Annotated in this window: 18 protein-coding genes and 2 tRNA genes; 18 read left to right on the top strand and 2 right to left on the bottom strand. The window is 54.2% G+C overall.

Annotation, left to right across the window (positions count from 1 at the left end; all coding sequences use genetic code 11):
- The first annotated feature begins 344 nt into the window (after window positions 1-344).
- The 14 genes from ilvN (at window position 345) to BM322_RS05135 (ending at window position 13865) form a co-directional block, all read left to right on the top strand.
- Window positions 345-875 (top strand): acetolactate synthase small subunit, encoded by a 531-nt coding sequence (ilvN, locus tag BM322_RS05200; RefSeq protein WP_075428849.1) that lies wholly within the window; start codon window positions 345-347, stop codon window positions 873-875.
- Window positions 856-1872 (top strand): ketol-acid reductoisomerase, encoded by a 1017-nt coding sequence (ilvC, locus tag BM322_RS05195; RefSeq protein WP_075428848.1) that lies wholly within the window; start codon window positions 856-858, stop codon window positions 1870-1872. Before ilvN ends, ilvC begins: the two co-directional genes overlap by 20 nt.
- Before the next feature lie 84 nt (window positions 1873-1956).
- Window positions 1957-3219, top strand: a complete 1263-nt coding sequence (leuC, locus tag BM322_RS05190) for a 3-isopropylmalate dehydratase large subunit (protein WP_075428847.1) — start codon at window positions 1957-1959, stop codon at window positions 3217-3219.
- 1 nt (window position 3220) lies between these two features.
- Complete coding sequence (locus BM322_RS05185) at window positions 3221-3709, top strand: 3-isopropylmalate dehydratase small subunit (RefSeq protein WP_075428846.1); 489 nt, start codon at window positions 3221-3223, stop codon at window positions 3707-3709.
- Between the two features lie 2 nt (window positions 3710-3711).
- On the top strand, window positions 3712-4779 hold the full coding sequence (gene leuB, locus BM322_RS05180) for a 3-isopropylmalate dehydrogenase (protein WP_075428845.1): 1068 nt from the start codon (window positions 3712-3714) through the stop codon (window positions 4777-4779).
- 39 nt (window positions 4780-4818) lie between these two features.
- Window positions 4819-6483 (top strand): biosynthetic-type acetolactate synthase large subunit, encoded by a 1665-nt coding sequence (ilvB, locus tag BM322_RS05175; RefSeq protein ID WP_075428844.1) that lies wholly within the window; start codon window positions 4819-4821, stop codon window positions 6481-6483.
- A gap of 81 nt (window positions 6484-6564) precedes the next feature.
- On the top strand, window positions 6565-7437 hold the full coding sequence (rfbA, locus tag BM322_RS05170) for a glucose-1-phosphate thymidylyltransferase RfbA (RefSeq protein ID WP_075428843.1): 873 nt from the start codon (window positions 6565-6567) through the stop codon (window positions 7435-7437).
- A gap of 19 nt (window positions 7438-7456) precedes the next feature.
- Window positions 7457-8017, top strand: coding sequence for a dTDP-4-dehydrorhamnose 3,5-epimerase (gene rfbC / locus BM322_RS05165; protein WP_075428842.1), 561 nt, complete (start codon window positions 7457-7459; stop codon window positions 8015-8017).
- 21 nt (window positions 8018-8038) lie between these two features.
- Window positions 8039-9082, top strand: a complete 1044-nt coding sequence (gene rfbB, locus BM322_RS05160) for a dTDP-glucose 4,6-dehydratase (RefSeq protein ID WP_075428841.1) — start codon at window positions 8039-8041, stop codon at window positions 9080-9082.
- Window positions 9083-9172: 90 nt separating this feature from the next.
- Window positions 9173-9248: transfer RNA gene (locus BM322_RS05155), tRNA-Ala, on the top strand.
- A 443-nt stretch (window positions 9249-9691) separates the two neighbouring features.
- Window positions 9692-11200: an IMP dehydrogenase gene (locus BM322_RS05150; protein WP_075428840.1), complete on the top strand. Its 1509-nt coding sequence runs from the start codon at window positions 9692-9694 to the stop codon at window positions 11198-11200.
- A gap of 117 nt (window positions 11201-11317) precedes the next feature.
- Window positions 11318-11995: a response regulator transcription factor gene (locus tag BM322_RS05145; RefSeq protein WP_075428839.1), complete on the top strand. Its 678-nt coding sequence runs from the start codon at window positions 11318-11320 to the stop codon at window positions 11993-11995.
- Window positions 11995-13329, top strand: coding sequence for a cell wall metabolism sensor histidine kinase WalK (locus BM322_RS05140; RefSeq protein WP_075428838.1), 1335 nt, complete (start codon window positions 11995-11997; stop codon window positions 13327-13329). The genes BM322_RS05145 and BM322_RS05140 overlap by 1 nt, the downstream gene beginning before the upstream one ends.
- Window positions 13330-13424: 95 nt before the next feature.
- Window positions 13425-13865, top strand: coding sequence for a hypothetical protein (locus BM322_RS05135; RefSeq protein WP_075428837.1), 441 nt, complete (start codon window positions 13425-13427; stop codon window positions 13863-13865).
- Window positions 13866-13927: 62 nt separating this feature from the next.
- Here BM322_RS05135 and BM322_RS05130 read toward each other — a convergent pair whose 3' ends face one another.
- On the bottom strand, window positions 13928-15088 hold the full coding sequence (locus BM322_RS05130; RefSeq protein WP_075428836.1) for an FprA family A-type flavoprotein: 1161 nt from the start codon (window positions 15086-15088) through the stop codon (window positions 13928-13930).
- Between the two features lie 186 nt (window positions 15089-15274).
- Here BM322_RS05130 and BM322_RS05125 point away from each other — a divergent pair, with 186 nt between their 5' ends.
- The 3 genes from BM322_RS05125 to BM322_RS05115 all read left to right on the top strand — a co-directional run bounded on the left by BM322_RS05125 (window position 15275) and on the right by BM322_RS05115 (window position 19750).
- Window positions 15275-16531: an efflux RND transporter periplasmic adaptor subunit gene (locus BM322_RS05125; protein WP_075428835.1), complete on the top strand. Its 1257-nt coding sequence runs from the start codon at window positions 15275-15277 to the stop codon at window positions 16529-16531.
- Between the two features lie 3 nt (window positions 16532-16534).
- The gene (locus tag BM322_RS05120; RefSeq protein WP_075428834.1) at window positions 16535-19606 is read left to right on the top strand and encodes an efflux RND transporter permease subunit; all 3072 of its coding nucleotides are present in this window, start codon (window positions 16535-16537) and stop codon (window positions 19604-19606) included.
- A 67-nt stretch (window positions 19607-19673) separates the two neighbouring features.
- Window positions 19674-19750: transfer RNA gene (locus tag BM322_RS05115), tRNA-Pro, on the top strand.
- A 54-nt stretch (window positions 19751-19804) separates the two neighbouring features.
- Here the strand turns inward: BM322_RS05115 and BM322_RS05110 are convergent.
- On the bottom strand, window positions 19805-20092 hold the full coding sequence (locus BM322_RS05110) for a hypothetical protein (RefSeq protein ID WP_075428833.1): 288 nt from the start codon (window positions 20090-20092) through the stop codon (window positions 19805-19807).
- A 197-nt stretch (window positions 20093-20289) separates the two neighbouring features.
- Between BM322_RS05110 and BM322_RS05105 the strand changes: the two genes are divergently transcribed.
- Window positions 20290-21666 carry an amino acid permease gene (locus BM322_RS05105; RefSeq protein ID WP_075428832.1) on the top strand — a complete coding sequence of 459 codons (1377 nt, stop codon included), beginning with the start codon at window positions 20290-20292 and terminating at the stop codon, window positions 21664-21666.
- Window positions 21667-21701 lie beyond the last annotated feature (35 nt).

Below are 21701 nucleotides of genomic sequence, written 5' to 3'. Positions count from 1 at the left end.
TGATAGTGATGCGAATTATTCTAGCATATCGCAGTCGGGAATTCCATGCAAAACAAAAAGACAAAATATTATCAAATAGCAGAATAATTCAAGAAAATGTAAGGAATATTACTTTTGCTCCGCAATACAAGGACATTAGTCTTAAATATTATAGGGCAGAGGCAGATGTTGTACTTGCAGGAAGGATTATGATAGTAAAATTCTTTAATTAAATACAAAAATGTTACAATAAGCTATTGACAAAAAAGTCCATCGGCGCAATAATGTATACATACTTTACAACATTACATATTCAAACAGCCGTATTGCGGGTTTGCTGCAATGTGGAGAAAGGGGATAGCGGAATGAAACATGTCTTGTCTGTTTTTGTCGAGAATCAGACTGGTGTGCTGGTCCGGGTTGTAAGTATGTTTTCCAGACGGGAATTCAACATCGACAGCTTGTCGGTGGGGGTGACCGAGCGGCCGGAATACTCGCGCATTACGGTAGTGGTGCAGGGGGATGAGAATCTTGTCGAGCAGATGATCAAGCAGCTTGAGAAGATGCCGGTTGTGCAGGCCGTCCAGCGCCTGGATGAGAAAAACGCTGTGTGCCGCGGGATGACGCTGATCAAGGTCAAGTCGGACGACACGAACAGGCTCGATGTCTTGAAGATGGCGGAGCTCTTCCGGGCTCATGTAGTAGATGTGGAATCGTCTACGCTTGTCTTTGAGATAACGGGCAGCGATGATAAGGTGTCAGCTTTCCTGAAGCTCGTCAAGCCTTATGGCATCGCCGAGGTTATCCGCACCGGCCTTATCGCATTGGAGCGCGGTGAACATACCATTTATGAACATTGTGAGGAGAGAGAGTACTATGGCAAAAACTTATTATGATCAGGATGTCAACTGGGAAGTTCTGAACGGCAAAAAAGTTGCTATCATTGGCTATGGCAGCCAGGGACATGCACATGCCCTGAACCTCAAAGAGAGTGGCGTTGACGTCGTGGTCGGCCTTTATGAAGGTTCCAAGTCCAAGAAAGTTGCCGAGGAACATGGCCTGACGGTCAAGAACGTCGCTGATGCAGTAAAAGAGGCTGACATCACGATGGTCCTGATTCCGGATGAGAAGCAGTCCGACGTCTACAAGAATGAGATTGCCCCGAACCTTAAATCCGGTAGTGCTCTTGCCTTTGCTCATGGTTTCAATATCCATTATCAGCAGATCGTTCCGCCGGCTGATGTCGACGTGTTCATGGTCGCTCCGAAAGGTCCGGGCCATCTCGTACGCCGCACGTACACGGAGGGCTCTGGTGTTCCGGCAGTATTTGCCGTTCATCAGGATGCATCGGGCAAATGCTTCGACATTGCCCTGGCCTATGCCAAAGGCCTTGGCGCTACGCGTTCCGGCGTCCTGCAGACGACCTTCCGCGATGAGACGGAGGAAGATCTCTTCGGTGAGCAGGCTGTTCTCTGCGGCGGTGTCTGCCAGCTGATGCAGACGGGCTATGAAGTCCTCGTCGAGGCAGGTTACCCGCCTGAGATGGCATACTTCGAGTGCTTCCATGAGATGAAACTCATCGTTGACCTCTGCTATGAGGGCGGCTTCACGAAGATGCGCAAATCCATCTCCGATACGGCCGAGTATGGCGACTACATGGTAGGCCCGCGCATCATCACGGAAGAGACGAAGAAAGAGATGAAGAAGGTACTCAAGGAAATCCAGGATGGTACCTTTGCTCGCAATTGGCTGCTGGAGAACCGTGCTGCTGGCCGTGCGAACTTCATGGCACAGCGTCGTCTGCATGCTGAGCATCCGATCGAGAAGGTCGGTGCTGAGCTCCGCAACATGATGCCGTGGCTCCGCGATGGTGCAGACCTGTCGAAAGACTGATAAGAAAATAGCCAAATATGCTTGTAAAGCCTTCCCCCTACCGGGGAGGGCTTTATTCGGATTATGAACTAGGAGGGCAACCAAATGGGCATGAATATGAGCGAAAAGATCCTGGCCCGTCATGCGGGATTGGAATCTGTCAAGGCAGGCCAGCTGATCAACTGCAAGCTGGATATGGTGCTGGCCAATGATATCACGGCACCGCCATCGATAAAGAAATTCGAGGAGATCGGCCGCCCGGTCTTTGATAATGAGAAGATTGCACTGGTACCGGACCATTTCCAGCCGGCCAAGGATATCAAGTCAGCTGAGCTTGGCAAGGCTGTCCGCGATTTTGCGCACAAATGGAAGATTGTCAATTACTTCGAGCAGGGCCGCGTCGGCATCGAGCATGTCATCCTGCCAGAGCTGGGCATTGTCGGCCCCGGGATGCTGACAATCGGCGCCGATTCCCATACCTGTACCTACGGAGCAGTCAATGGCTTTGCCACGGGTGTCGGCTCGACGGACCTCGGCGCAGCCATGGCCACGGGCGAGGCCTGGTTCAAGGTGCCAGAGGCCATCAAGGTGAACTTGACAGGCAAGAAGCCGGCAGGTACGAACGGCAAGGATGTCATCCTGACGCTCATCGGTATGATCGGCGTCGATGGTGCGCTTTATAAGTCGCTGGAGTTCGCTGGTCCAGGCGTGAAGGAACTCACGATGACCGACCGCCTGACGATTGCCAACATGGCCATCGAGGCTGGTGCCAAGAATGGTATCTTCCCGTTCGATGAGGTCACGAAGGAATATGTCGAGGGCCGGGTCAAGAAAGCCTATGAACCGGTGGCCGCAGACGAAGATGCGCAGTATGTCCAGACAGTCGAGATTAATCTCGATGAGCTGAAACCAGTGGTAGCATTCCCGCATCTGCCGGGGAATACGAAGGCTGTGGCTGACATCGAGGAGCCGATTGCCATCGACCAGGTCATCATCGGCTCTTGCACGAATGGCCGTCTGGAGGATATGGAGATCGCTGCGGAGATCCTCAAGGGGCACAAGGTCGCTGACCACGTCCGCTGCATCATCATCCCCGGCAGCCCGGCCATCTACAAGGAATCCATGAAGCGCGGCTATATCGATGCGTTCATCGATGCGGGCTGCGCGGTCTCGACGCCGACCTGCGGCCCGTGCCTCGGCGGCTACATGGGCATCATGGCGGCTGGCGAGAAGTGCGTGTCGACGACGAACCGCAACTTCCGTGGCCGCATGGGCCATGTCGACAGTGAAGTATACCTGGCTGGCCCGCATGTAGCAGCCGCAAGTGCAATCCTAGGGCGCATTGCCACGGCAGAGGAGGTAAAGTGAGATGAAGTTAGCAGGAAAAGTTTGGCGTTATGGGGATAATATCGATACGGATGTCATCATCCCCGCACGTTATCTGAATACATTCGACCCGAAAGAATTGGCCAGCCACTGCATGGTCGATATCGACGAGAGCTTTGCCCAGAATGTCAAAGCTGGCGATATCATGGTCGGCGGCAAGAACTTCGGCTGCGGCTCCTCGCGTGAGCATGCGCCAGTCGCCATCAAGGCTTCGGGAGTACCGGTTGTCATCGCCGCCAGCTTTGCGCGCATCTTCTATCGCAATGGCATCAATATCGGTCTGCCGCTCTTGGAAATCGGCGATGATGTGGAGAAAATCAAGGCCAATGATGAGCTGCGCGTTGATACGGCCACTGGTGTCATCGAAAATGTCACGACAGGCGACGTATTCCATGCAAATCCGCTGCCGGGCTTTATCCAGGATATCGCCAAAGCTGGCGGACTCATCAACTATATCAAGGAGAAGAATTGATCATGGCATATAAGATTACCGTAATCCCTGGCGATGGCATCGGCAAGGAAATCACTGATTCGGCTGTTGAGGTCTTGAAGACTGTCGATGCGAGATTCGGCCTGGGATTGTCCTATGAATTTCACGATGCGGGCGGCACGGCCTATGATAAATTCGGCACGCCGCTGCCGCAGTCGACGATCGATGCCTGCAAGGCATCGGATGCCGTCCTGTTTGGCGCTGTCGGCGGTGACAAATGGGATAATGTCGATCCGGCACTGCGTCCCGAAAAGGCCATCCTGGGCCTGCGCAAGAACCTGGAGCTCTATGCGAACCTGCGCCCGGTCAAGGTGGCAGATGCCCTGGTCGAGTATTCGCCGCTCAAGCCGGAGCTGGTAAAGGGCGTTGACCTCGTCATCGTGCGTGAGCTTGTCGGCGGCATCTACTTTGGCGATAAATGCGAGTCGGAGCAGCATGATGGTGCTGAGCGTGCCTGGGATCTTGAGAATTATTCGGTGCCAGAGGTCGAGCGCATCGCCAAGCTCGCCTTCGAGACGGCAAAACTGCGCCGTGGCAAGGTCACGTCCGTCGACAAGGCCAATGTCCTGGCAACGTCGCGCCTCTGGCGCCGCACGGTGGCCAAGGTGGCTGAGTCGTATAAGGATATCGAGCTCAACAATCTCTATGTCGATAACTGTGCGATGCAGCTGGCCATCCGTCCGACGCAGTTTGATGTCATCGTGACGGGCAACCTGTTTGGCGACATCCTGTCCGATGAGGCAGCTGTTGTCGGCGGTTCGATCGGTATGATGCCGTCGGCATCCATCGGCACCTATACGAGCCTCTATGAGCCGATTCATGGCAGTGCGCCGGATATTGCTGGCAAGGGCATTGCCAATCCCATGGGCACGATCCTGTCGGCTGCTATGCTGCTGCGGTATTCCCTCCATGAGGAAGCGGCAGCCAATGCCATTGAAAAAGCCGTCGACAAGGCGCTGGCTGATGGTTATCGCACGCCGGATCTCTGGAAAGAAGGATTTTCGAAGGCGAATACCGAAGAGATTACACGGGTAATCTGTCAGCGGATTTAAGTCTTCCTCACTGGGGGTAGGCTGTTAGGAGGCGATCATTTGAAGGGAGCACAAGCAGTAGCGGCCTGCCTCAAGGAGCAGGGCGTTGATACCATATTCGGTTATCCAGGTGGCATGATCCTGCCACTTTATGACGCACTTTATGATGACAAGGAGATCAAGCAGGTACTTGTGACCCATGAGCAGAATGCGGCCCATGCGGCCGATGGCTATGCCAGGGCATCGGGCAAGGTAGGTGTCTGTATCGCTACCTCAGGCCCCGGCGCTACTAACCTGGTCACGGGCATAGCGACGGCCTTCATGGATTCGATTCCCATCGTGGCCATCACGGGACAGGTCGATACAGCCCTGCTTGGCAAAGATGCCTTCCAGGAGACCGATATCCTCGATGTCACGATGCCAATCACGAAACACAATTACAAGGTCAAGGATGCCCGTCAGCTCGTGCCGACGATTCGCGAGGCCTTCCGCCTGGCGCGCAAGGGGCGTCCGGGGCCAGTGCTTGTTGATGTGCCACGGGACCTGTTCTTTGCCGAGGTCGACTACGAGCCGATGGCAGCGGAGACTTCGTCCTGTGGCAAGCCTGATGCTGATTTCTTGATCTGTGCGGCTGAGGCAGCCCATGAGATTGTCCGTGCTAAGCAGCCGGTGGTCATCGTGGGCGGTGGTGTGATTTCGGCCGGTGCCTCGGCCGAGGTGACGGCCTTCATCGAGAAATACCATCTGCCTGTGGCCCATACCTTGATGGGGCTCGGAGCCATCCCACGCTCGCATCCGCAGTCGCTGGGCTTTGCGGGCATGCATGGTGAGAAGGCCGCTAACCATGCGATTGCGGCCGCTGATCTCGTCATTGCGATCGGCAGCCGTTTCGGTGACCGCCAGACTGGCAATGTCAAGAAATACACGCAGGATACGAAGTTTATCCATATCGACATCGACCCGGCAGAAATCGATAAGAATATCGGCAATTCGCTGGGGCTGGCTGGAGATATGAAGACGATCCTTGGTCTGCTGATGAAATATGAGCCAGCTGGTGACCTGGCTGCTTGGTGGGGCAAGATCCATGCTTGGCGTGACACCTATGAGTACGACTACCATCAGAACCGGCTGACCGTTCCCTGGGCTATGCATCAGGTAGCGCTGGCGGCCAAGGGCAAGCCCTTCGCCTTTGCCACCGATGTGGGCCAGCATCAGATGTGGGCGGCGCTCCATCTGCATATCGAAGAGCCGCGTACCTGGCTGACCTCAGGCGGTTTGGGGACGATGGGCTTTGGCTTGCCAGCGGCGATGGGAGCCCAGCTGGCCTATGGTGATACGCGCCGTGTTGTCCATGTGGCAGGCGATGGCGGCATCAAGATGACCGGCAACGAGTTCTATACGATAGCCCGGCTGCAACTGCCTATCATATCGCTTATCGTCAACAACACGAGCCTTGGCATGATCCGCCAGCTGCAGAAGGTCATGTATAAGGAACGCTATATCGCCTGCGAGTTCGACTATCCGATGGACTATGCTGCCTATGCAGGCAGTTTCGGCATTGAGGCTGAGACGGTGTCCACCCAGGAGGAGTTTGCTGAGGCCTTGCAGCGGGCAATGGCCGATAAAGAGCATCCCCGGGTCATCGTGCTCAACGTCTGGCGCAGCTTTGTGGAGCCGATGATAAAAGGCGGTGCGCGCATCGACGAATTCGTCGAATTCAAGTGACATTTTCAGAAAAAGCAGGAAAAACATCTTCGTTTGTTGTATACTATTAGAGATGCGACAAAAACCGGAGGTGTTTTTCTTTTGGTAAAAAAGGGAATTATTCTGGCAGGCGGCTCGGGAACCCGTCTTTATCCATTGACGAAGGTTGTCTCGAAACAGCTTATGCCGGTTTACGACAAGCCGATGATCTATTATCCGCTGAGCACGCTGATGTTGGCGGGGATCAATGATATCTTGATCATCACGACGCCGGAGGATGAGGAACTCTTCGCGCGTCTTCTTGGCGATGGCAGCCAGCTCGGCATCAGCATCTCGTATGCTGTGCAGCCGAGCCCTGATGGACTGGCCCAGGCCTTCCTGATCGGGGAGCAGTTCATCGATGGCGAGGCCTGTGCATTGGTGCTCGGCGACAATATCTTCTACGGTTCGGATTTGGCGCAGGCGATGCAGCGGGCGGCAAGACTCGACGAGGGAGCCACGGTATTTGCCTACTATGTTTCAGATCCAGAACGCTATGGCGTGGTCGAGTTTGACAAGGCTGGCCGGGCGCTTAGCCTTGAGGAGAAACCGGCAGAGCCGAAGTCCAACTATGCCGTTACGGGACTTTACTTCTACGACAAGGATATCGTCGACATTGCCAAGAGCATCAAGCCGTCGCCGCGCGGCGAGCTCGAGATTACCGATGTCAACAAGGTCTACCTTGAGCGTGGCACCCTGCAGGTGGAGAAGATGCGCCGCGGTTACGCCTGGCTCGACACGGGTACGCATGAATCCCTGCTCGACGCTGGGGCTTTCGTGCGCACGATCCAGGCTCGCCAGGGCCTCAAGATTGCCTGCATCGAGGAGATCGCCTACCGTATGGGCTATATCGATGCTGCTCAGGTGGAGAAACTGGCACAGCCGCTGATGAAGAATGAATATGGCAAATATCTGGTCAATATGTTAAGTGAATGATGGAGTTAGAGAGATAGCAATGAAAGCAACAGAAACAAGCCTGAAAGGCGTATTTGTCCTTGAGCCGCAGGTCTTTGGGGATGCTCGTGGCTGGTTCATGGAGAGCTGGTCGCAGCGCAAGATGGAAGAAGCTGGCATAAAGGTGGATTTCGTGCAGGACAACCAGTCGTTCTCAGCGCAGAAGGGCACGTTGCGCGGCCTGCATTATCAGCTCAATCCGAAGTGCCAGGCGAAGCTCTTGCGCTGTACGCGCGGCAAGATCTTCGACGTGGCAGTCGATATCCGCAAGGGCTCGCCGCAGTATGGCCAGTGGGTTGGCGTCGAGCTTTCGGCTGAGAACAAGAAACAGCTGTTCATCCCGCGGGGCTTTGCTCATGGTTTCATCACGCTGACGGATGACGTTGAGGTGCAGTACAAGGCGGATAACTACTATGCGCCGGAGTGCGATGGCAATATCCGCTGGAATGACCCGGATATCGGTGTCGAGTGGCCGATTGAGCCGGTCATCCTGTCAGATAAGGATCAGAAGGCACCGCTGCTGAAGGAACGCACGGACCTGAACTTTATATATGGGGAATAACTTCCAAGGGGGAATCTTTATATGAATATTGTCGTAACCGGCGGTGCTGGTTTCATTGGTTCGAATTTTGTCTACTATATGCTCAAGCAGCATCCAAGTGATAAGATCATCTGCTACGATAAGCTGACGTATGCTGGCAACATGGCAACGCTGGAAAAGGCAATGACGAAGGATAATTTCAAGTTTATCCGTGGCGACATTGCTGACCGCAAGCAGGTCTACAAGCTGTTTGAGACAGAAAAACCGGATGTCATCGTGAATTTTGCGGCCGAATCCCATGTTGACCGGTCGATCGAGAACCCGGAGATCTTCTTGCAGACGAATGTCATCGGTACGAGCGTCCTGCTCGATGCCTGCCGCAAATACGGCATTGACCGTTATCATCAGGTCTCGACGGATGAGGTCTATGGCGACCTGCCCCTTGACCGTCCGGATCTCTTCTTCACGGAGACGACGCCATTGCATACGTCGAGCCCGTACTCTTCGTCGAAGGCTGGTGCTGACCTCTTGGTACAGGCCTACCATCGTACCTACAAGATTCCGGTCACGATCTCGCGCTGTTCGAACAACTATGGGCCGTATCATTTCCCAGAGAAACTGATTCCGCTGATGATCATCAACGCTCTGGCGGATAAGAAACTGCCAGTCTATGGCGATGGACTCAATGTACGCGACTGGCTCTTCGTCAAGGATCACTGCGCAGCAATCGACCTTATCCTGCAGAAGGGCAAGGTCGGTGAGGTCTATAACATCGGCGGTCACAATGAGCGGGCGAATATCGATGTGGTCAAGACCATCCTGCACGAGCTCGGCAAAGGTGAGGAAAACATCGAGTATGTCACGGACCGCAAGGGCCATGACCGCCGCTATGCCATCGACCCGACCAAGATCCGTGAGGAGCTCGGCTGGGAACCGACGACGCGCTTTGAGGATGGTATCAAGGAAACGGTAAAATGGTACCTGGAGAACCGCGACTGGTGGGAGAACATCATCAGCGGCGACTATCAGAATTACTATGAGCAGATGTATGGCAGCCGTTCCTCGCTTGAATTCTCGAAAATCTAAAAAATGTAAAAATAGGGGGTTGACACAGATGTGCCAGCCCTTTATAATATTACATGTTGACAGCACAAAGCCGTCGCAATTGAATAGTCTGGGGGCATAGCTCAGCTGGGAGAGCGCTTGAATGGCATTCAAGAGGTCAGGAGTTCGATCCTCCTTGTCTCCACCAGAAATCACAGGACCTAACGGAAGTTGGGTCCTTTTTTTGTTGCCAGAGAAATTTATATAAATAGTTTGAAAATTATTGACATTGCGATAATCGTGCGCTATAATATAGCTAAGTTAAGGGAACTGATACTTCTGAAAAGGTAATAGCTAGCCAACGGAAAATCAGATTCCTGGAGAGAAAGGCTTGCAAAGGAGGGGAGTCCGATGGGCCCGTAAGAACGATACCCAAAGGTAAACAAATGGATAGGATAAAACAGAATAGCGACGACTAGCAGCTGGATGGTAAGTAAAAAGACCACTGGCTGCTTTTGTTATGCGGGAAAACAATGAAAGTGTAACATTGTAAAGCAAACTGTAGTTTGAGATTGACATGTATTCGCAAGTATATTAACATATATAACAATATACACAGACACCTACAGTATCAAGAAAGAAGGGGTTACGTTGGCATTCTATTTTGAAGAACCATCACACACTTTTGGCGAGTATCTGCTTGTTCCGGGCTATTCCTCAGACAAGTGCATTCCAAACAATGTATCGCTTAAGACTCCGCTGGTGAAGTTCAAGAAGGGTGAGGAGCCGAAAATCTCCATGAACATCCCGATGACTTCCGCTATCATGCAGGCAGTTTCTAACGACAAGATGGCAATCGCGCTCGCTCAGGAGGGTGGCGTGTCCTTCATCTATGGTTCCCAGACGATTGAAGAAGAGGCTGCTATGGTAGCCCGCGTCAAGAACTACAAATCCGGTTTTGTAAGCTCCGATTCCAACATCAAACCGACCACGACCCTGGGTGAGATTCTTGAGCTCTTACAGAAGACGAGCCATTCCACGATGGCAGTCACTGAAGATGGTACGCCGGATGGCAAGCTCTTAGGTATTGTCACGAGCCGTGACTACCGTGTATCGCGCATGTCGCTTGATACGCAGGCCAAAGAGTTCATGACGCCGTTTGAGAATCTCGTTTATGCCAAAGCTGAGGAAGTCACGACGATCAATCAGGCCAACGACATGATCTGGGAAAACAAGCTCAACATGCTGCCTATCGTTGACAAGAATCAGCACCTGCGCTACATGGTGTTCCGCAAGGATTACACGGATAACAAAGAGCATGAGCTGCAGCTCATCGACAAGAACAAACGCTACATCGTCGGTGCTGGTATCAACACGCGCGACTATGCGGAGCGCGTTCCGGCTCTGCTGAAGGCTGGCGCTGATGTCCTCTGCATCGACTCCTCGGAGGGCTTCTCCGAGTGGCAGCGCATCACGCTGAAGTACATCCATGAGAACTTCGGTGAGGATGTCAAGGTCGGTGCCGGCAACGTCGTTGACGCCGAAGGTTTCCGTTTCCTCGCTGAGGCTGGCGCTGACTTCATCAAAGTCGGTATTGGCGGCGGTTCCATCTGCATCACGCGTGAGACGAAAGGCATTGGCCGCGGCCAGGCTACGGCTCTTATCGATGTCTGTGCTGAGCGTGACCGTTACTATGAGGAGACGGGCATCTATATCCCGGTTTGCTCCGACGGTGGTATCGTCCATGACTACCATATGACGCTGGCACTGGCTATGGGCGCCGACTTCCTGATGCTTGGCCGTTACTTCTCCCGTTTCGACGAGAGCCCGACGGACAAAGTCAAGGTCAATGGTACGTACTACAAAGAGTACTGGGGCGAGGGCTCGAACCGTGCCCGCAACTGGATGCGCTATGACCTCGGCGGCGCGCGCAAGCTGTCCTTCGAGGAAGGCGTCGACTCCTATGTTCCGTACGCTGGTCCGCTCAAGGACAACGTGCAGACGACGCTGGCGAAGATCCGCAGCACGATGTGCAACTGCGGTTCGCTGAGCCTGCCGGAGTTCCGCGATAAGGCAAAACTCACGCTGGTATCGGCTACGAGTATTGTTGAGGGTGGTTCCCATGACGTTATCCTCAGAGATCGTCTGGGCCGCGACTGATAAACGAATAGGCAGGAAAGCCATCTCCATTTTCGGGGATGGCTTTTTATTTTCAGTGGAATTTCAAGATAATAAGCGTATAATAAGAACAGACATAAACTTTTAGGAGGCGTTACGATGCGCGTACTTTTAGCTGAGGATGATAAACGTCTGGGCAAGCTGACGAAATATATGCTGGAGCAGAACGATATCCAGGTCGAATGGGTAACCAATGGCAGTGATATCTATGAATATGCGATGTACACCGATTATGATATCTTGGTGCTTGACTGGATGATGCCGGGCGAAACGGGCGTGGATGCCTGCAGCCGTCTGCGCCGTGAGGGCTATGAGAAAGCCATCCTGATGCTTACGGCACGTGACTCGGTGGAGGACCGTGTGACAGGACTTGATGCTGGCGCTGACGACTATCTCGTGAAACCCTTCGAGTTTGCGGAGCTCTTGGCCCGCCTGCGCGCTCTGGGGCGCCGCAGTACCCAGAAGATCCAGCAGGATGTCGTCGAGGTGGGGGATTTCACGCTGAACCGCACGGCCAAGGTCCTCAAGAAGAAAGACGATGTGATCCAGCTGTCGCCGCGTGAGTTCCAGATCTTCGATCTTCTGGCACAGAACATCGGCATCGTCGTGCCGCGTGACATCATCCTTGACCGCATCTGGGGGCTTGAGTCTGATGTCAGCTCGAATAATATCGATTCGTATATGAAGATCTTGCGCAAGAAACTCGACCTTGGCGACGGCGATACGATCATCAAGACCGTCCGCGGGGTCGGCTACAAGCTGGAGGCCCATAAATAATGACAGAAAACCTTTTCGGGCAAAGCCGTCGCAAGCTGACGATGCTTTACTCATTGGTTATGATCATCTTCCTGGCGGTGCTGATCTTCGCGATGCATCAGTCGATGGAGTGGTCCATCCGTTCCGAGCAGGCACGGGAGCTCTGGGATACTGCTGACAATGTGGCTGAGGCCCAGCGTTATCTGAACCAGCATCCGGAGCTGGTCATCGACGATACGGTGGCCTATAAGAGCACGAATGACCGGCTGTTTTTCTATGTGTTCGATAGCGATGGCCGGCTGCTGAACTTTGCCCGGGCCTCATTCCGCATCGAGCCATTCATTCTCGATGTCATGAATCAGTGGTCTGGCGAAGAGGGAGAGGTTACGGTCGTGACCAAGCCCCGTGAGAATGGCCATAAGACGAAGATCATGATGACCATGCAGAAGATCCGTGAGCCGGGGGCATCTCCTCAGGTGGTCTATGTCGGCAAGGATGTCACGGCTCTTTATAACGGTATGGAAAAGGCCACCACCATCATGGCTGCCCTGGGCATTCTGGCGCTTATCATCGCGACGATCGTCGGCCATCTGCTCTCGGGCAAGGCCATGGTGCCGCTCAAGGCTGCCTATGAGAAACAGCGCCAGTTTGCGGCTGATGCGAGCCATGAGCTGCGCACGCCGCTGGCTGTTGTCATGGCGTCGGCAGACCTGCTGCAGAACGACCCGTCCATCAAGTCGCCATTCCTCAAGCAGGTCATCGAGGATGTGCGCGATGAGGTCAAGAAGATGACGAAGCTGGTCGGCGATCTGCTCGTGGTGGCGCGCAGTGACAACAAGGCGCTGAAGCTCAAGCCATCGAAGTTCGACCTCGGTGCCGTGGCGGCGCAGACGGCGCGGCTCATGCAGCCATTGGCTGATCAGAAGAAGATAACCCTTGTCGCTGAGCGGCTGCCCAAGGCAATCATCCATGCCGATGAGCAGAAGATTCGCCAGCTCGTGCTGATCCTCGTGGATAATGCGGTGAAATATACGCCGGAGGGCGGCACGGTCACGGTGGAATTCCGCAAGGCCGAGAAGGGCAAGGTCTGTCTGGCTGTAGCCGATACAGGCATTGGCATCTCGCCGGAAGATCAGGAGAAAGTCTTCGATCGTTTCTATCGCGTCGATAAGGCGCGTTCGCGCGAGATGGGTGGCAATGGTCTGGGTTTGGCGATTGCCCAGGAGATTGTCAACCTGCACAAGGGCACGATCCAGATTGAAAGCGAGCTTGGCAAGGGGACGACGTTCCTGGTCACGCTCAAGATGAAGACGAAGGCTGTGGGCAAGGTCAAGCCAGTGCCGACGGCAGAATAAAATATTTTTTAATCGATATTTTTAGCAGGAGATATTTGGCGTAGAGGCGAATATTTACATATATATGAGCAAGTTTTCATCACGGGGGTGTCTTCATGAAACACGCAAGTTTTGATGAACGCCTTGATGGAATCCTTGTCCGGGCCGCCATCCGTCTGCAGGAAAGGATGCGGCTGGCCTATTTCCGGGGAAACCTGACCTCTTATCTGAACCGCGTCGGTCTCGGCAAGTTCATAGACTCATCCCTGTTGGAGCGGGGGAGTCTTTTGGAGCTGCAAGACCAGGCGGCGGTGCAGCTTGCCAGTCAGATACGCAACGCTCGTGCGAAAGGCTATCTGAAGGATCTGCTGGAAAAGCTCAACATGTTGGAGCTTCTTCATGACGATAAGCATATCCGCATGGTTTCTCTCGGTCAGGAACGAAAGCAGGATCAGAAAAAGTCCTGCTTGAAAATGGTGGAGGGCGAAAACAAGCGCTCGGCCATGACGGAGGACGAGAAAAAGGAACTCCTGAAAAACTTCAAGGTAATCAAGTGATGCTGGGCAGGAAAAAGCCGCGTCGGTATTTATACTGACGCGGCTTTTTCTATGTGCTTGTCTCAGAGCTCTTGGATGCTCTGGGTGATGGCTTGCAGCTGCTCGCCGGTAGGAACGTTGGCGATGCGTATCTTATCGAGGATGATCTCGATGCCGGCTGCCTTCAGTTCTTCCTCGACCTGGGCGATGCTCTGCCCGCCCCAGCCATAGGAGCCGAAGGCAAAGCCTTGGTGACGCTTGGGCGAGAGCCCCTTGAGGTAACAGAGGAAGCTGGCGATTGTCGGCATCATCTGATTGTTGATGGTTGGCGAGCCTACGGCGATGTATTTAGCCGTGAGGACATCGGTCATGATATCGGAGAGATGGTTTTCCTTGATATCGTAGTAGGAACAGGGGATACCTTTCTGTTCAAAGGCCTCGGCGATGGTGCGTGCAATCTTTTCTGTCGAGTGCCACATGCTGTCAAAGACGACGACGGCGCGGTCTTCGACGGCACAGGCGGCCCATTTCTGATAGCAGGCGAGGATATCGTCGATATGTGACCGCCAGATAACGCCGTGTCCAGTGGCAATCATGTTGATCTTGAGCCCGTTGAGTGCCTGGAAGGCCGTCTGTGCCTGTCGGCCGTAGAGCATCAGGATGTTGGCGTAGTATTTCTTGGCCTCCCAGAGGACCGTCGGCAGGTCATTCTCGTCGTCAAAGCGCTTGCTGGAGGCGAGGTGTTCGCCGAAGGCGTCGTTGGAGAACAGGATCTTTTCCTCGGGACAGTAGGTGACCATGCTGTCGGGCCAGTGGAGCATTGGTGTTGGCACGAACTGCAATGTGCGGTTGCCGATGCTCAGCGTATCGTTTGCATTGACGCCCTCGTAGGGTAGGTCGCCATAGCGGGCATTCAGCCCTTTGAGCCCGTTGGGCAGGCTCGTGATGATCGTGGCGTTGGGGCAGTGCTGCATCATGAACGGGATAGCACCTGAATGGTCGGGCTCGACGTGGCTCGAGATGATATAGTCGATCTTCGCAGGATCGATGACGGAAGCGATGCGTGCGAGCAGCTCCTCGGCAAAGCTGTCTTTGACCGTATCGATAAGCGTGATTTTCTCGTCAAGGATCAGATAAGCGTTATAGGTGGTGCCGCGTCCTGTCTGGTAGCCATGGAAACTGCGCATGGACCAGTCAATCGCGCCGACCCAGTAGATGTCTTTGCGGATTTCAACTGCTTGCATGACTTGTGCCTCGCTTTCAAATCAGGATAGTATTATTTATTCATACATGTAGGTATTCTTCGAGTGGTCAGTGATTCCCTGCTGTAGTGGCAAAAATAAAAAACTCCCCTTTTTAATATGGTAGTGTTACAATATTACTAATAAGAATATATGTATGAGTAATGAAATGGGATGGGGAGCAATCATATGCGTCATGATTTTCAAAATGATTTCCGGCAGATGAGCCGCAGGCAGAAGATACTTGCAGTGCTGACTGTGATGATCTTTCTGGGGGTGGCGCTATATTTCTATTTCGGTAATGCGCGCAATACGGAGAAACGAGTGCGTCATGGCAAGCCGTTGGTCAAGGTGCAGCAGGTTGTGCGGCAGGACATGATGCGCCGTGTGGTACTGTCGGGGCAGACTGTGGCTGATGCCAATGTCGCCCTGGCGCCCAAATACACAGGCCGTGTCGCTGAGGTCTGCGTGAATCTTGGCGATGTGGTAACGGCAGGCCAGGTGCTCATGGTACAGGATACAGGGGATCTTGATATCTCCATCAATCAGAATGATGCTGCGGCAAATGCTGCCGCAGCTGATGCACGCGAGGCAGCTGTGACCTATGATGCGAACTACATCAAGGCCAAGAATGCCTATGAGCTCGAGAAGGGCAAGTACGAGCGCAATCAGTATCTCTTTTCCATTGGTGCGATTTCGCAGAATACGCTCGACTCGGTTGAGCAGGAATATATGGCTAGCAAGGCGGCCTTTGAGGTGCTGGCCAACCAGGCCGATGGTGACAGTGCGGCCAGCGTCCAGTCGAAACAGTATACGGCCGAGAAGCAGCGGTATGCAGCCGCAGCGCTGCGTCGTCAGCGTGAGGATATGATCCTGCGGGCACCGCGCGATGGCGTCATTGGCTATCGCAATGCCGAGGTCGGTGCTATCGTGACGGCAGGGACGAAGGTGCTCTCGCTGGTCGATAACAGCCATCTCAATGTGGACTGCGCGTTGTCGGAAAGCGATGCGGCTATCCTGAAGACTGGGATGGAGGTCAGGGTAACGATTGATGCACTCGGGGCGGACTATACAGGGCGCATTGTCTATGTGAGTCCCGCGATGGACGACAGTGCCAAGACATACCAGGCGCGCATCGAGCTTGACACGACGAGCGATGATATCAAGGCGGGGCTGTTTGCCCATACGGCTATCGATATCCTGCAGCGTCATGATACGTTGTTTGTACCCAAGGAAGCTGTCATCTCGCGCAATGGCCATCAGACCTTGTTCGTGCTCAAGGCTGATGGCACGGTTGAGGAGCGGGAGGTCAAGATCGGCCTGATCAATGACGAATCACAGGAAATCATCGCGGGGCTCGAGGATGGCGAAACGGTTGTCATCTCGAATCAGGATAAGCTGCAGACGGGAACTGCGGTAGATGTGGACGATAGCGTGGAGGGATGACGGATGAATCTGACACGTTTTTCCATCAACCGTCCAGTCGGCATCTCGATGATTGTCATGTTCTTCGTCGTGCTCGGCCTGTACAGCTACTACCGGATTGGTGTCGAGCTCTTGCCGGCACTCAATACGCCGTATGTCACGGTCACGGTCAAATATCCGGGGGCGAGCGCGGACTCGGTGGAGCAGGAAATCGTCAAGCCTGTCGAGGATGCCTTGTCCTCGGTGTCAAATGTCAAGAAGATAACCTCGACGGCCAGCTATGAGCGGGCGCGGGTCATGCTTGAGCTTGACTTTGATGCCAGTGCCGATACGGCAGCCATCGATGCGACCAAGAAGGTCGAGGCCATCAAGAATAAACTGCCCGATGAAGCGGACTCGCCGGTAGTCATCAAGCGCGATATCAACGCCAAGCCAATCATCGAGCTGGCGGTCATGAGCCAGCACAGTTTGGCCGATACCTACTCGATGACCGACAATGTCTTTCAGGAGACTTTGCAGCAGGCGGGCGGCGTCTCGGAGATAGAGCTGCATGGCGGCCGGGATAAGGAGGTGGCCGTCGATGTCGACCGCGACAAGATGGCGGCCTACAAGCTGACGCTGGCGAAGATTTCGTCGGCCATCAAGAAAGAGAACCAGCTGCTGCCGTCAGGTTCGGTCTACACCGAGACAACGAAGTCCGATGTCCGCGTGGTGGCGCAGTACAAGACAGCTAAAGACATCGAGCAGATACAGGTGCAGAATGCCGATGGCAAGATGATACCGCTGACAGCTGTGGCGACGGTGCGCGAGCAGGATGCCCGCCGTTCCCGCTATGGCCGTCTCAATGGGGAAGATGCCATAAATGTGCTGATCTACAAGAACAGCGATGCCAATGTGGTGGAGACTGCTGGCAACATCATGAGGGCTGTGCAGAGGCTGCGCAAGAACTATCCGGACTACCAGTTTGTCGTGGTATCTAATGATGCGAACTATATCCAGGATTCCCTGCACAATACCTTGGGAACCCTGGTGGAAGGCCTTATCACGACAGGGTTGGTGCTGTTCCTGTTCCTGCGGGGCTGGCGCTCGACAGCAGCTGTCATGATCGCGATACCGACCTCGCTGATTGCGACGTTCTTCGTCATGTATATCGCAGGATTCACCTTCAATATGATGACGCTGATGGGCATGACCCTGTGCATCGGTATCCTGGTCGATGACTCCATCGTTGTCCTGGAGAATATCAATCGTCATCTGCGGCTGGGCGAGGATTCGAAGCTTGCCGCTGAGAACGGCCGTAATGAGATCGGCATGGCCGCTATCGCTATCACGCTTTGCGATGCGGCAGTATTCATGCCGATTGCCTTCATGGAGGGCATGACCGGTCAGTATTTCCGTCAGTTTGGTTTGACTATCGTATTTGCCGGTTTCTTCTCGCTGTTCGTGTCGTTTACCTTGACGCCGATGCTGGCCTCGCGGTTTTTCCGCAGGGGCTATCATCCAGAGAAGAAGAAACTCTGGGATTTCATGGATCGCTTGGAGGAGCGGGCGGTGGCTTTTTATGAACGCGTCCTGTATTGGAGCCTCGGGCATAAGAAGAAACTGCTCGTGACGATACTCGCCGTATTTGTTGGCGTCATCGCCATGGTGCCCACTGGGATCGTCGGGATGGAGTATATGCCGCAGACGGATGAGTCGAGTTTTACGATCAACATCCAGGCGCCGGTGAACTCTTCGTCGGAGACAACCAATCGTATTGCGAGGCAGCTTGAGGGCAAGCTTGGTGAGATTCCCGAAGTCAAGTACTATATGTCGCAGGTGGGCGGCATGACTGCCTATGAGGGGCGCATCAAGGTACAGCTCGTCGACCGCCAGCAACGTTCGCGCTCGGTATGGGACGTTGCCAATGAAGTCCGCGAGTTTGCGGCGGACATCAATGATGCCGATATCCGCGTGGCAGAGACCCAGAGCAATGTTGCAGGTATCTCGGGGGGCGGCGGTGCCCGCAACGGCGGCGGCGCGCTGCAGATTGAGCTGCGTGGCAACAACAATGAGGAGCTCAGTGCTGCGGCTGACCGTGTCATGAGCATCCTGCAGAATGATGTCAAGGGTGTCACCGACGTCAACAGTTCCTATACCCAGGGCATGCCGGAGCTGCAGTTGACCGTTGACCGCCAGAAACTCAAGGCCTACGGTACGTCGCTGGCAGACGTTGATACGGCGTTTTCATCGGCAATCTCCGGCCTTTCGGCAGGCGAGCTCAAGAATGACAGCCACAACAGTGGTCTTGATACGAATATCAAGGTTCGGTTCAAGGATGCCGATGGCTATAAGGCCTCGGATGTAGCCCATGTGCCGGTGCTGGCAGGCAGCAGGCTTATCTATCTTGGCGATGTGGCTGAGATAAAGAATGGCCGCGGTCCTGTGACTATCCGCCGTGTGGACAAGCAGCGCGCTATCGCCATTGGTGCCAATGTCAGCGGCCGGCCCATTGGCGACGTGATGAAGGATGTCAGGAAGGCACTTTCCAAGGCGCATCTTGGCGATACGATAAATTACCAGTTCAAGGGGCAGGCGACGCGCATGAATGACACGTTCTCGGAGCTCTTGAGTGCATTGTTCCTGGCCCTGGTGCTTATCTATATGCTGCTGGCGGTGCTCTATGAGTCGGTGGTCACGCCATTCATCCGCATGTTCTCGCTGCCGCTGGGACTTATCGGCTCGATCTTGCTGCTGTTCATCACGCATAATACGCTGAACCTCTACTCGATGATCGGTATCCTGGTCATGGATGGTATCGTGGCCAAGAACGGTACCTTGCTGATTGACTATGCGTTGACGCTGATGGATCGGGGGCGCACGGCACTGGAGGCAATTGTGGAGGCCGGCAGGGTGCGCCTGAAGCCAATCTTCATGACGACACTGACGATGATGGTCGGCATGATGCCGACGGCGCTGGCGATGACGGCAGGCTCCGAGACTCGCGTCTCGATGGCCTGGGTCATCATTGGCGGCCTTCTGACCTCGACAGTATTTACGCTCTTGGTCATCCCGATTATCTTCCTGTTTTTCTATCAGCGGAAAAAATCAGCGTAAAATTTAACTTTTTTTCAAAAAAGGGGTTGCATTATCCTTTTTAGCGCGTTATAATAGTCTACGTTGTCGGGATGTGGCACAGTTTGGTAGCGCGCTTCGTTCGGGACGAAGAGGCCGCAGGTTCGAATCCTGTCATCCCGACCATTATCATGACAATGCAAAAGACCAGCCGGGTGGCTGGTCTTTTTTTGCACAAAACTATTTGAATACGTCTTTGACATTCTTATCGCCGATAAAGCGGATGAACATATCCGGGGCGATGATCTCATCGTCGAGCTGGATCAGCGCTTTGTGCAAACGGATGGAGACGAAGCGGCCGTTATGCTCATGCTCGATCTCATCTGCGAATTCCTCCTCGTAGTGCTCTTTGAAGGTTTCCGCTGTGCTCTTGCTTGAGGTCACGTTGAGGATGCTGGTATAGACGTTTTCCTGCCCCTTGCCATACTCGAGCTTGAGGATAACATAGATAGCCATGTTCTTGATCATCGGACGCCACACTCCTTGCTTTATCCCAGTTTAACCATCGGTTCCTTCTGCTTGGTATTAATTCGACGTGGATAACTGAAATCCTGCTGCTGTATTGCAACTTTACAAAAAACGAATTCATTTTTGTCCGCTCGTGTGCTATAATACAACAGTATGTTTATTCAGAGAATACAATTCAGGCAGTTAGGAGTGTTCCGATGGGAATCTTTCGTACGAAAAGCATCGCGGAGTATCAGAGCGATGCGTCAAAATCGCATTTAAAACGAGCGCTAGGGTCGCTGGATGTCACCTTGCTCGGTATCGGTGTCATCGTCGGCACGGGTATCTTCGTGCTGACGGGGGTGGCGGCAGCGCAGTATGCGGGGCCGGCCTTGATGCTCTCGTTCCTGATTGCGAGCATCGCCTGCGGTTTTGTCAGCATGGCCTATTCGGAGCTGGCTGCGATGATTCCGGTCGCTGGCAGTGCCTATGCCTATGCCTATACGTCGGTGGGTGAGCTCTGGGCCTGGCTGGTGGGCTGGAACCTCGTGCTTGAGTATTCGGTAGGGGCGAGTGCCGTCGCAGGCGGCTGGTCGGCCTATGTGGTTGGCCTATTGAAATCGGCAGGCATCATACTGCCGGCAGAGTACACGACGGTCCCTGCGGACGGCGGCCTCGTGAACCTGCCTGCTGTGCTGATTACCGGTTTCCTGACGTTCCTGCTGGTGCGTGGCGTGCGCGAGAGTGTCACGGTCAACAAGATCCTCGTCGGCGTCAAGCTGCTGGCGATTTTCCTGTTCCTGTTCCTGGCGGCCCCGACGGTGGATCCTGCAAACTGGGAACCGTTCATGCCATTTGGTTTTGCTGGCGTCTCGGCTGGTGCGGCGGTCATCATCTTTGCCTATCTCGGCGTTGACTCGATCGCGACAGCAGCAGAGGAGACGAAGAATCCGGCCCACGATATGCCGACGGGCATCATCGCCTCGCTGCTGATCTGTACGCTGCTCTATATTGCGGTGACGGCAGTCATGACTGGTAATGTCTCCTATACGCAGCTTGACAACGCTGAGCCGGTAGCCTTCGTCCTGCGCGAGCTTGGCTACCGCTTCGGTTCGGCTGTCGTCGGCACGGGCGCTATCGCAGGCCTTACGACGGTACTGCTCGTCATGATGTATGCGCAGACGCGCGCGTTCTACGCGATGAGCCGCGATGGCCTGATCCCGAAGGGAGTCTGCAAGATCCATCCGCGGTTTGCGACGCCGCATCGCATCACGGTCATCGTCGGTTTTGCCGTCATGCTGATCAGCGGCTTTACGCCCATCAATGTTGTCGCCGAGATGTGCAGTGTCGGCACGCTGTTCGCCTTCATCGTCTCCTCGATCGGCGTCATGGTCATGCGCCGCAAGTATCCAGACGTCAACCGGCCCTTCCGCTGCCCGGCCATCTACGTCATGGGCACGCTTTCGATTGCCAGCTGTGCCTATATCATGTACAACCTGTCGGCCATGACCTGGGAACGCTTCTGGCTCTGGAGCGCCGTCGGCCTGCTGATTTACTTCGCTTACGGTTACCGCCACAGCAAGGAAAATATGTAAATGAAAGCCTTCCCCTAAGGGGAAGGTGGCAGACG

Origin of the sequence: Selenomonas sp. GACV-9, from assembly GCA_900116485.1 — a bacterium.
Classification (GTDB): domain Bacteria; phylum Bacillota; class Negativicutes; order Selenomonadales; family Selenomonadaceae; genus Selenomonas_A; species Selenomonas_A ruminantium_G.
The sequence above is the reverse complement of the archived record's forward strand: the minus strand, read 5'-3'. Positions and strand labels throughout refer to the sequence as shown.